Source organism: Bradyrhizobium sp., assembly GCF_035701725.1.
Taxonomy (GTDB): domain Bacteria; phylum Pseudomonadota; class Alphaproteobacteria; order Rhizobiales; family Xanthobacteraceae; genus Bradyrhizobium.
On the sequence record NZ_DASSRP010000140.1, the window covers coordinates 1 to 11,680 of the forward strand.

General features: G+C 61.5%; 8 protein-coding genes and 1 pseudogene. All 9 read left to right on the forward strand.

Features of this window, described 5'->3' with window-relative positions; genetic code table 11:
- Nucleotides 1-1,071, forward strand: a pseudogene (locus tag VFL62_RS08170) (DNA-directed RNA polymerase subunit beta'); the annotation flags it as partial.
- A 199-nt stretch (nt 1,072-1,270) separates the two neighbouring features.
- On the forward strand, nt 1,271-3,331 hold the full coding sequence (locus tag VFL62_RS08175) for an FAD-dependent oxidoreductase (RefSeq protein ID WP_325171865.1): 2,061 nt from the start codon (nt 1,271-1,273) through the stop codon (nt 3,329-3,331).
- A 292-nt stretch (nt 3,332-3,623) separates the two neighbouring features.
- Entirely contained in the window at nt 3,624-5,609 is a 1,986-nt protein-coding gene (locus VFL62_RS08180; RefSeq protein ID WP_325171866.1) for an ABC transporter ATP-binding protein, read from the forward strand.
- 658 nt (nt 5,610-6,267) lie between these two features.
- Nucleotides 6,268-6,639 carry a 30S ribosomal protein S12 gene (gene rpsL, locus VFL62_RS08185; RefSeq protein WP_008969396.1) on the forward strand — a complete coding sequence of 124 codons (372 nt, stop codon included), beginning with the start codon at nt 6,268-6,270 and terminating at the stop codon, nt 6,637-6,639.
- A 112-nt stretch (nt 6,640-6,751) separates the two neighbouring features.
- On the forward strand, nt 6,752-7,222 hold the full coding sequence (gene rpsG, locus VFL62_RS08190) for a 30S ribosomal protein S7 (protein ID WP_325171867.1): 471 nt from the start codon (nt 6,752-6,754) through the stop codon (nt 7,220-7,222).
- 33 nt (nt 7,223-7,255) lie between these two features.
- Complete coding sequence (gene fusA / locus VFL62_RS08195) at nt 7,256-9,328, forward strand: elongation factor G (protein ID WP_325171868.1); 2,073 nt, start codon at nt 7,256-7,258, stop codon at nt 9,326-9,328.
- Nucleotides 9,329-9,368: 40 nt separating this feature from the next.
- The gene (gene tuf / locus VFL62_RS08200; protein WP_325171869.1) at nt 9,369-10,559 is read left to right on the forward strand and encodes an elongation factor Tu; all 1,191 of its coding nucleotides are present in this window, start codon (nt 9,369-9,371) and stop codon (nt 10,557-10,559) included.
- Between the two features lie 124 nt (nt 10,560-10,683).
- Nucleotides 10,684-10,992, forward strand: coding sequence for a 30S ribosomal protein S10 (rpsJ, locus tag VFL62_RS08205; RefSeq protein WP_072823595.1), 309 nt, complete (start codon nt 10,684-10,686; stop codon nt 10,990-10,992).
- A gap of 56 nt (nt 10,993-11,048) precedes the next feature.
- The coding region (gene rplC, locus VFL62_RS08210; RefSeq protein ID WP_325171870.1) for a 50S ribosomal protein L3 at nt 11,049-11,680 on the forward strand (632 nt) is incomplete at its 3' end.

Here is an 11,680-nt window from a genome sequence, read left to right on the forward strand (position 1 = left end):
ACGCTCGACGAATCGACCGGTATCGCCAAGCGCGTGGTCATTGACTGGCGCACGACACGCGGTGGTTCGGACCTGCGTCCGGCCATCGTGGTCAAGGGCAAGGACGGCAAGGTCGCAAAGCTCGCGCGTGGCGGCGATGCCCGCTACATGCTGTCGGTCGACGCCATCCTGTCGGTCGACGTCGGTGCCAAGGTGATGCCGGGCGACATCCTGGCGCGTATCTCGACCGAGAGCGCCAAGACCCGCGACATCACGGGCGGTCTGCCGCGCGTGGCCGAACTGTTCGAAGCGCGCAAGCCGAAGGATGCGGCAATCATCGCCGAAATCGCCGGCACCATCCGCTTCGGCCGGGATTACAAGAACAAGCGCCGCCTCTCGATCGAGCCGTTGGACAAGAACGAGGAGACGCGCGAGTACCTGATCCCGAAGGGCAAGCACATCCATCTGCAGGACGGCGACATCGTCGAAAAGGGCGATTTCATCGTCGAGGGCAATCCGGCTCCGCACGACATCCTGGCGATCAAGGGCATCGAGGAACTCGCGGCCTATCTGGTCAACGAAATCCAGGAGGTCTATCGGCTGCAGGGCGTGCTCATCAACGACAAGCACATCGAAGTGATTGTCCGTCAGATGCTGCAGAAGGTGGAAATCACCGATCAGGGCGAGACCGACATGATCGCCGGCGAGCAGATCGACAAGATCGAGTTCGACCAGCTCAACGCCAAGGCGAAGGAAGAGGGCAAGAAGCCCGCCACGGGAACGCCGGTTCTGCTCGGCATCACCAAGGCGAGCTTGCAGACCCGCTCGTTCTTCTCGGCGGCCTCGTTCCAGGAGACCACCCGCGTGCTCACCGAAGCCGCCGTCAACGGCAAGGTCGACCCGTTGGAAGGCCTCAAGGAAAACGTCATTGTCGGCCGCCTGATCCCGGCCGGCACCGGTGCCTCGATGGCCAAGATCCGCGAAGTCGCGATGAAGCGCGACAAGCTGATCCTCGACGAGCGCGAAAAGCAGGCGGCAATCGTACCGGCGGCGCCGGAAGTCGAGCCGCTGGCGCTGCCCCCGGCCGAATAGGCCGGCTCAGCACTCCGCAAGACTACGGAAAGACCGGCGAAAGCCGGTCTTTTTTTGCTATTTTTTACCTATTCTGCTTCACTTGGCGGGTTCGTTCATCTTTCCTTCAGGGAAAAAAGCGCTTCATCTCAAATAACTTAAGTTCGGCGCCTGTGGGGTGGCAGCCGACGACGGCGGGGGCCGGAACTACCGGAAACAGATGTTGGATCTAGCAATTGTAGGCGGCGGGCCTGGCGGCCTGATGAGCGCGTGGTACCTGAAGAAGAAGCTGGGGGACCTTTGTCGCGTCACGATCTTCGAAGCGTCGGATCGGCTCGGAGGCAAGGTCCTCACCGGGCGATTTGATTCCGCGCCGGCGATCTATGAAGCGGGCGTAGCCGAAATCTACGACTACTCGATGACGGGTCCCGATCCGCTGCGCGAGCTGATCCAGCATTTCGGCCTGCAGACCATTCCGATGGATGCCGAGCAGGTCCAGCTCGACGGCGAGCTGCTCAACGACGTCGCCGGCATGCGCCGCAAATACGGGGCCAAGACCGCTGACGCCATCGAGACGTTCCGCAAGCGTTGCAGCCAGATGGTGTCGCCGATCGAATATTACGAGGGCATCGGCTCGCACGACAATGAACATCCCTGGGCCTACATCACGGCGGAACAGCTGCTCGACCGCGAGGTCGATGATCCGACCGCCCGGCGCTTCTTCAAGACGATGGCGCGCTCGGACATCGCCACCGAGAGCCACAACACCAACGGCCTCAATGCGCTGAAGAACTACGTGATGGATATCGACGGCTACATCGGCCTCTATTCGATCCAGAACGGCAATGAACAGCTGATCGATTGCCTCAAAGAGGAGGTCGATGCCGACGTCCAGCTCAATCACCGCGTCCTCAAGGTCGGCAAGACCGATGGCGGCCGCTATCGCCTCAACATGATGAACGGCAAGGGCCCGGAGACGCGGGATTTCGATCTCGTGCTGATGTGCCTGCCGCATTCCTGGCTCGCCACCATGGGCTGGGACGGCGAAGACTTGCGCAAGTCGATGGTCAAGCACGTCGCTTACTTCGACCGGCCCGCCCATTACCTGCGCGTCTCGATCCTGTTCGACGAACCATTCTGGGGCGACAAGATCCCGGGCTCGTGGTTCATGTCGGAAGCGTTTGGCGGCTGCTGCGTCTACAACGAGGGTTCGCGCCACAACGTCGGCCGTCATGGCGTGCTCAACTGGCTGATCGCAGGCTCGGACGCGCTCGCTTTCGCCAATCTGGATGATCAGGCGCTGATCGAGGCCGCACTGAAATCGTTGCCGGCATCGCTGGGCGATGCGCGCGCGCATTTTGTCGAGGCCAAGACGCATCGCTGGCTGTCATCGGTCAATGCGTTGCCCGGCGGCATGCCGGCGCGCGACGTGATGACCAACCATCGCCCGGAGCCGAAGCAGCATCCCGGCCTGGTGGTGGTCGGCGACTATCTGTTCGATTCGACGCTCAACGGTCTCTTGGATTCTTCCGATGCCGCGACCGACATCATCGTGACCGAGATGATGAAGCTCCGTCGCCAGCGCGGCGCGAACGACAGGCCGCTGTCGGACAAGATCGACCGCGGCTATTTCGAGAATTACCGCGGGCAGGGACCTTATCACGAGGTCTGGAGCCAGTTCACCGACCCGGCCTATCTCGCCGATCTGATCAAGATCGTCTGGGGCAGGGCGAAGGGCTACAAGCTTCTGATCGCGGGATCTGCCAGCGGCGAACTGGTCGGCGCGCTGCGGGCGCGGGGAATCGATGCCTGGGGCGTCGAGAACAACCGCGCCATTCACGCAAAGACGCCGAAGGATCTGAAGAAGTTCAACAAGCTCGGTTCGATCACCGATCTGCCGTTCAAGGACGGCGAATTCGATTTCGTGTTCGAGACCAGCCTTTGTCATGTCGCCGAGAACCGCGTGGTGAAAGCCATCCGTGAACTCAACCGCGTCGTCAAAACCGGCCTGGTGTTCGGATCTGTCACATCCGATATGCCGGCGGCATTGATCGATCGTTACGATCTGTTGCGCGGTGTGAAGAAGCTCGGCACCTGGTGGGAATGGTCGGAGTTGTTCTTCGGCAACGGGTTTGACCTTTCGATGCATCGCCACGACTGCACGGATGCGTTGTGGGCGGCAACTCTTGCCGCCAACAAGGGGCCGGGCGAGTGGTACGCCGATTCCGAATCCTTGCGTTATTCGTTCTTCGACAAGGTCGATGACGAAGACGACGAATGAGGCGCGGCAAGTAAGGTTACCCGCACCAATCTTTTTGCCGAATACGCGCCGATCGCATAGGATGGGACGAGCCTAGTGTCCCGAGTCCGAAGTTCGTAATCCTTCTCGGAGCCACGTTTCGAACTTCGGAATCGAAAGGACACTAGCCGACTTATTGATCTAGTGTGGCTTTGGTTCAGAAGTCCGCATGACGGACCCGCGGCATAAATAATGCGGACTTCTGAACCGCCACACTAGCACGTTCCTCTCATTCTCTTGCGGTCATGCCGGCCGTGCAGCTTCGGTTGGTTTCATGGCTCCCAAGCCTTCCACCTCGGGTGAACCCGTCGCAGCGTCCGCGGACGCTCCCGATGCCGTGGCGGCCGAAAAAAAATTGGCCGCCGGCCTGGCATCCAAGCTCCCGCCGGACGACGAAGAAGAGGATGAGGAGGACGCGCTTGAGCTCGACGACGAGGACGATGAGGAACTCGTCGTCTATACCGCCCGCGAAGCGGCCGGCGCGCTGGCGACGATCTACGCTTTCGTCAAACCTTATCTCGGCAACTACAAGAAACTGATCGTTTTCGTCGGCATCGGCGTCATGGTCGAGACGTTGTTCAATGTGATCATGCCGCTCAGCCTGAAATTCCTGATCGACGATGCGCTCGGTGAGGAAGACTTCGAGGCGCTGATCCGGATTCTGTCGGTGCTGGCGGTGGCCGGCATCATCACCTCGATCGTCGCGATCTGGTACGAGCGGTGGGACGCCCGTCTCGGAGCCGCCGTGCTCTCCGATGTGCGGAAGCAGCTGTTCGAACACCTGCAGAACCTGCCGGCGGCGTTTTTCCAGCGTACCAAGCGCGGCGAGATCCTGTCGCGGTTTTCGGTCGATATGGCGGCCCTCGAGGGATCGGTGAAGGGTTTTGCCAGTTACGCCGCACTGCCGTTCCTGGAATTGATCGCCGGGATCATCCTGATGCTGTTTCTGAACTGGCAGCTCGCCGCGATCTCGCTTCTGGTGTTTCCGATCACGCTGATCGGTCCGCGCATCATCACGCCCAAGGCTGTTCAGGCCAATTACGAGCAGAAGCTCAACGAGGCCTCGTTGCTTGGCATGGTGCAGGAAAACATTGCAACGCAAGCGGTCGTCAAAGCCTTCATGCTTCAGCGCAAGACGCTCGGCTGGTTCAGGCTGCGCAACGACGAGACGCGGGGTAAGATTGCCTCAGCGGCGTTCCTGTCGACCATGGTCGAACGCACCGTGACCATTTCGGTGCTGCTGCTGCATCTCGTGGTGCTTGCGATCGGCGCCTACCTCGCCACCAAGGGCCAGATCACGGTCGGAACCTTCGTGACGTTCGAAAGCGCGTTCTGGGAAGTCTCCTACAACATCGCCCATGTCATGCACTTCATCCCGGTATCGATCTCCTCGGCAGCCGCGGTGCGTCACATCCAGGAATTGCTCGATGAGCCGACCCGCGGCGCCGACCGTCCCGGCGCCCCCGATTTGCCGCGCATCAGCCACGACATCTCGTTCGAGCGCGTGACCTTCCAGTATGAGGGGAGCGAGACGCCGGTGCTCGACGGACTCAGCCTCAAGCTCGACGTCGGCAAGACCATCGCCATTGTCGGCCCCAGCGGTTCGGGCAAGAGCACGCTGCTCAATCTGATCCTCCGGCTTTACGTGCCGGACGAGGGACGCGTCACGATCGACGGCGTCGATATCCGCAAAGTGACGCGCGAATCCCTGCGCCAGAGCATGGCGGTCGTGTTTCAGGAGAACATGCTTTTCAACATGTCGATCCGCGAGAACATCCGGCTCGGCAAGGAAGGCGCGACCGACAAGGAGGTGGAGGAGGCGGCTCGCAAGGCCGAGATCCACCGCTACATTATGGGGCTGCCGCAGAAATACGATACCCAGGTCGGTGAGCGCGGCGATACCCTGTCGGGCGGTCAGCGCCAGCGCATCGCGATCGCGCGGGCGATCGTGCGCGATCCCTCGATCCTGCTGCTGGATGAGGCGACGTCGGCGCTGGACCAGACCACGGAAGCCGCCATCAACAAGACGCTGATGAAGCTCGCCAAGGGGCGGACCATGTTGTTTTCCACCCACCGCCTGACCTCGGTGGTCGATATGGACGAGATCATCGTGATTTCAGGCGGCAAGGCGATCGAGCGCGGCACTCACGAGGAGTTGCTGGCCAAAGGCGGCATGTACCGTCAGCTCTGGGATGACCAGAGCCTCAAGCAGCACGGCACGGCCGAGGATGACGAGGACGAGGACGAGGAGGAGGACTAGCCCCGGTCGTCGGGCCATCCGGCAAGCTGCTTAGATTGTGGGTGAGAAGTGATACCACCATGGGATGCCGGGTTGCCGATTAATACCCGGGTAAAATATAGCCGGCGCGGCTCTTGTGCACCAAGGAGGTGTCGGCTTGCGTGCAGGACAGGGACGGTGCAAGGCGCGATTTCTCCCTATCGCTGAAGCGCTTCTCCAAGGCCTCTCATCTGACGTTTCGTCTTGACTTGGCGGTCTTGCGCCGATAGAACCCGCGCACTCAACGACAGGCGGTGAGCTTCGCTTGCGTCGGAACGGACTACCCCAGCGGCCCCTTTATTTAATGGGTTCGGGACGGGCACCAACCTCGACGAATGCCGCTCAAACGCTGTCGAATATAGCTAGGCACTGCCGTAACGATCTCAGTTTTCGTGGGCACTTCCCCACGGAATCGATCGGATGCATGACCCCAGGCGCAGCTTGATCGGCTTCACGCTGATCCGGCCTGAACTTGCGGTCCTCTGTGGCGTCGAAGCGCTTTCTGCTCAGGGATGGGCGGTTGGCGCGATTTCGCTTTGCGCGGATGTTTTTTGCGCAAGGCCTACAAGGTGGGACCAAAGTCCCGAACGAATTTGCGAAGCCGGTTTCGGTTTCGTGCGAACTGAAGGGTGAAGGCTACATGCCGACGATCAACCAACTGATCGCAAATCCGCGCGTCGTCCAGAAGTCGCGCAAGAAGGTGCCCGCGCTGCAGCAGTCGCCGCAGAAGCGGGGCGTCTGCACGCGCGTCTACACGACGACGCCGAAGAAGCCGAACTCGGCGCTGCGCAAGGTCGCCAAGGTGCGCCTGACCAACGGCTTCGAGGTCATCGGCTACATTCCGGGCGAAGGCCACAACCTTCAGGAGCATTCGGTGGTCATGATCCGCGGCGGCCGCGTCAAGGATTTGCCCGGCGTGCGCTACCACATTCTCCGCGGCGTCCTCGATACGCAGGGCGTCAAGAACCGTAAGCAGCGTCGTTCGAAGTACGGCGCAAAGCGTCCGAAGTGATCGGAGCGTAGCGAGGATCATCCCCGGGCGAGCCAAGCGAGAGCCGGGGATCTGGAGCAACAAGTTAGGACGTGGATGGCCGGGACGAGCCCGGCCATGACAAGGAAACAAGATGTCGCGCCGCCATTCCGCTGAAAAACGTGAAGTGCTTCCGGACCCGAAGTTCGGAAACGTCATCATTACGAAGTTCATGAACTCGGTGATGTACGCCGGGAAGAAGTCGGTCGCCGAAAGCATCGTCTATGGCGCGCTCGGCATGATCGAGGCCAAGACCAAGCAGAGCCCGCTCACGGTGTTCGAGCAGGCGCTGGAAAACGTGATGCCGACCATCGAGGTCCGCTCGCGGCGCGTCGGCGGCGCCACCTATCAGGTGCCGGTCGAGGTTCGTTCGGTCCGCCGGCAGGCGCTCGGGATTCGCTGGCTGATCTCGGCCGCACGCGAGCGCAATGAAAAGACGATGACGGAGCGGCTCTCGGCCGAGCTGCTCGATGCGTCAAACAACAGGGGAAACGCCGTTAAGAAGCGCGAAGACGTGCACCGGATGGCGGAAGCCAACCGCGCCTTCTCGCACTATCGCTGGTAACGGCGAACAGTCAGGACCCCAAAGGAACAGCCCATGCCCCGCCAACATGCCATCGAGGACTACCGCAACTTCGGTATCATGGCGCATATCGACGCCGGCAAAACCACGACCACGGAACGCATCCTCTATTACACCGGCAAGAGCCACAAGATCGGCGAAGTGCACGAAGGTGCCGCGACGATGGACTGGATGGAGCAGGAGCAGGAGCGCGGCATCACGATTACGTCGGCTGCGACCACCGCGTTCTGGAACGGCAAGCGTCTGAACATCATCGACACGCCCGGCCACGTCGACTTCACCATTGAAGTCGAGCGTTCGCTGCGCGTGCTCGACGGCGCGGTATGCGTACTCGACTCCAACCAGGGCGTCGAGCCTCAGACCGAGACCGTCTGGCGCCAGGGCGACAAGTACAAGGTTCCGCGCATCGTCTTTGCCAACAAGATGGACAAGACCGGCGCCGACTTCTTCAAGTGCCTTTCCGACATCGTCGACCGTCTTGGCGCGCGCCCGATCGCGATCCAGCTGCCGATTGGCGCCGAAAACAACTTCAAGGGTCTGGTCGACCTCGTGAAGATGAAGGGCATCATCTGGAACGACGAATCGCTCGGTGCGAAGTTCGACTATGTCGATATCCCGGCCGACCTCGTCGACCAGGCCAAGGAATATCGCGAGAAGATGGTGGAAGCTGCCGTCGAGCTCGACGACGACGCGATGGCCGCCTACCTCGACGGCAAGGAGCCTGACGAGGCGACGCTGAAGCGGCTGATCCGCAAGGCGGTGCTGACCGGCGCCTTCTATCCTGTGCTGTGCGGCTCTGCCTTCAAGAACAAGGGCGTGCAGCCGCTGCTCGACGCGGTCGTCGACTATCTGCCGTCGCCGATCGACGTGCCCGCGATCAAGGGCACCGACGAGGACGGCAACGAAGTCGTGCGCAAGGCGGACGACAAGGAGCCGCTGGCGCTGCTCGCGTTCAAGATCATGGACGACCCCTTCGTCGGCACCATCACTTTCTGCCGCATCTACTCTGGCGTCCTGCAGTCGGGCACCGGCGTGATCAATTCGACGCGCGAGAAGAAAGAGCGCATCGGCCGCATGCTTCTGATGCATGCGAACAACCGCGAAGACATCAAGGAAGCCTATGCCGGCGATATCGTCGCGCTGGCGGGCCTGAAGGAAGCGCGTACCGGTGACACGCTGTGCGATCCGTCGCATCCGGTGATCCTGGAAAAGATGGAATTCCCCGAGCCGGTGATCGAAATCGCGATCGAGCCGAAGTCGAAGGCCGACCAGGAAAAACTCGGCATTGCGCTGGCAAAGCTTGCCGCGGAAGATCCGTCGTTCCGCGTGTCGACCGATCACGAGTCCGGCCAGACCATCCTCAAGGGCATGGGCGAACTCCATCTCGACATCAAGGTCGACATCCTCAAGCGCACCTACAAGGTCGACGCCAATATCGGTGCGCCGCAGGTGGCGTTCCGCGAGCGCATCACCCAGCGGGTCGAGCACAGCTACACCCACAAGAAGCAGACCGGCGGTACCGGCCAGTTTGCGGCGGTCACGATCATCGTCGAGCCGAACGAGCCCGGCAAAGGCTACGAATTCGAGTCCAAGATCGTTGGCGGCGCGGTGCCGAAGGAATATATCCCCGGTGTCGAAAAGGGCCTGGAGAGCGTGTTGTCCTCCGGCGTGGTCGCGGGCTTCCCGATCGTGGACGTCAAGGTCCAGCTGATCGACGGCAAATACCACGACGTCGACTCCTCGGCGCTGGCCTTCGAAATCGCAACGCGCGCCTGCTTCCGCGAAGCGTTGCAGAAGGGCAAGTCGGTCCTGCTCGAGCCGATCATGAAGGTCGAGGTGGTGACGCCGGAAGATTACACCGGCTCGGTCATCGGCGACCTGAATTCGCGGCGCGGCCAGATCCAGGGTCAGGACATGCGCGGCAATGCCAACGTCATCAACGCGATGGTGCCGCTCATGAACATGTTCGGTTACGTCAATAACCTGCGCTCGATGAGCCAGGGGCGCGCAACCTTCACCATGCAGTTCGACCACTACGCTGAAGCGCCGGCAAACGTGTCGGCAGAAGTCCAAAAGAAGTTTGCCTGATTGTCGTTGGTGACGAGCCAACGATTGAACGGAGAGTCAAATGGCCAAAGCAAAATTTGAACGTAATAAACCGCACTGCAACATCGGCACCATCGGTCACGTCGACCATGGCAAGACGTCGCTGACGGCAGCGATCACCAAGATCCTGGCCGAGACCGGCGGTGCGACGTTCACGGCGTACGACCAGATCGACAAGGCGCCGGAAGAGAAGGCGCGCGGCATCACGATTTCGACCGCTCACGTCGAATACGAGACGCAGAACCGCCACTACGCGCACGTCGACTGCCCCGGCCACGCCGACTACGTGAAGAACATGATCACCGGCGCTGCCCAGATGGACGGCGCGATCCTGGTCGTGTCGGCCGCTGACGGTCCGATGCCGCAGACCCGTGAGCACATCCTGCTCGCCAAGCAGGTCGGCGTGCCGGCGATGGTCGTGTTCCTCAACAAGTGCGACATGGTCGACGATCCGGAACTGCTCGAGCTCGTCGAGCTCGAAGTTCGCGAGCTGCTGTCGAAGTACGACTTCCCCGGCGACAAGATCCCGATCATCAAGGGCTCGGCTCTCGCCGCCCTCGAAGACAAGGACAAGAAGCTCGGTCACGACGCCATCCTCGAATTGATGCGCAACGTCGACGAGTACATTCCGCAGCCGGAGCGTCCGATCGACCAGCCGTTCCTGATGCCGGTTGAAGACGTGTTCTCGATCTCGGGCCGCGGCACCGTGGTGACCGGCCGTGTCGAGCGCGGCATCATCAAGGTCGGCGACGAAATCGATATCGTCGGTCTGCGCGCCACGCAGAAGACCACCGTCACCGGCGTTGAAATGTTCCGCAAGCTGCTCGATCAGGGCCAGGCGGGCGACAACATCGGTGCGCTGCTCCGCGGCACCAAGCGCGAGGAAGTCGAGCGTGGCCAGGTGCTGTGCAAGCCCGGTTCGGTCAAGCCGCACACCAAGTTCAAGGCCGAGGCCTACATCCTCACCAAGGAAGAGGGCGGACGCCACACTCCGTTCTTCACCAACTATCGGCCGCAGTTCTACTTCCGCACCACCGACGTGACCGGTGTCGTGCATCTGCCCGAAGGCACCGAAATGGTGATGCCGGGGGACAACATCGCGATGGAAGTGCACCTGATCGTGCCGATCGCGATGGAAGAGAAGCTCCGCTTCGCGATCCGTGAAGGTGGCCGGACCGTCGGCGCCGGCGTCGTCGCAAGCATCATCGAATAGGCGAGTTGCGAATGGCGAGTGGCGAATAGGGAAATCTATTCGCTATTCGCTGCTCACTATTCGCCGGCCATAGACACTGTGTCGTCCGTATCCGCGGTCGACAACCAGAAAAGAGACAACGGCAATGAACGGCCAGAACATCCGCATCCGCCTCAAGGCGTTCGACCATCGAATCCTCGATACGTCGACGCGTGAGATCGTGAATACGGCGAAACGGACCGGCGCCCAGGTACGCGGACCCATTCCGCTGCCGACGCGGCTGGAGAAGTTTACCGTCAACCGTTCGCCGCACGTTGACAAGAAGAGCCGCGAGCAATTCGAGATGCGCACGCACAAGCGTCTTCTCGACATTGTCGACCCGACCCCGCAGACCGTGGACGCGCTGATGAAGCTCGATCTGGCCGCCGGCGTCGACGTCGAAATCAAGCTCTAACCCTTTAAGCCCGTCCGCGAACGTTCAAGCGGACAGAAAGAACAGGAAGCACGACGATGCGCTCCGGAGTGATCGCACAAAAGGTCGGGATGACGCGGGTCTTTACTGAGGCCGGCGAGCATATCCCTGTGACCGTGCTTAAGCTCGGCAATTGCCAGGTGGTCGGTCACCGTACGACCGAGAAGAACGGTTATGTCGCGCTGCAGCTCGGTTCGGGCGCGCGCAAGACCGTCTACATGCCGAAGGCCGAACGCGGCCAGTTCGCGGTCGCCAAGGTCGAGCCCAAGCGCAAGGTCGCCGAGTTCCGCGTGTCGGAAGACGCGCTGATCCCGGTCGGCGCCGAAATCCAGGCCGACCATTTCGTGGTCGGCCAGTTTGTCGACGTCACCGGCACCTCGGTCGGCAAGGGCTTTGCCGGCGGTATGAAGCGCTGGAACTTCGGCGGCCTGCGCGCCACCCACGGCGTGTCGATCTCGCACCGTTCGATCGGTTCGACCGGTGGCCGTCAGGACCCCGGCAAGACCTGGAAGAACAAGAAGATGCCCGGCCACATGGGTGTCGATCGCATCACCACGCTCAACCTTCGCGTCGTTCAGACCGATGTCGAGCGCGGCCTGATCCTGGTCGAAGGCGCCGTTCCCGGCTCCAAGGGCGGATGGATCTCGGTGCGCGACGCGGTCAAGAAGCC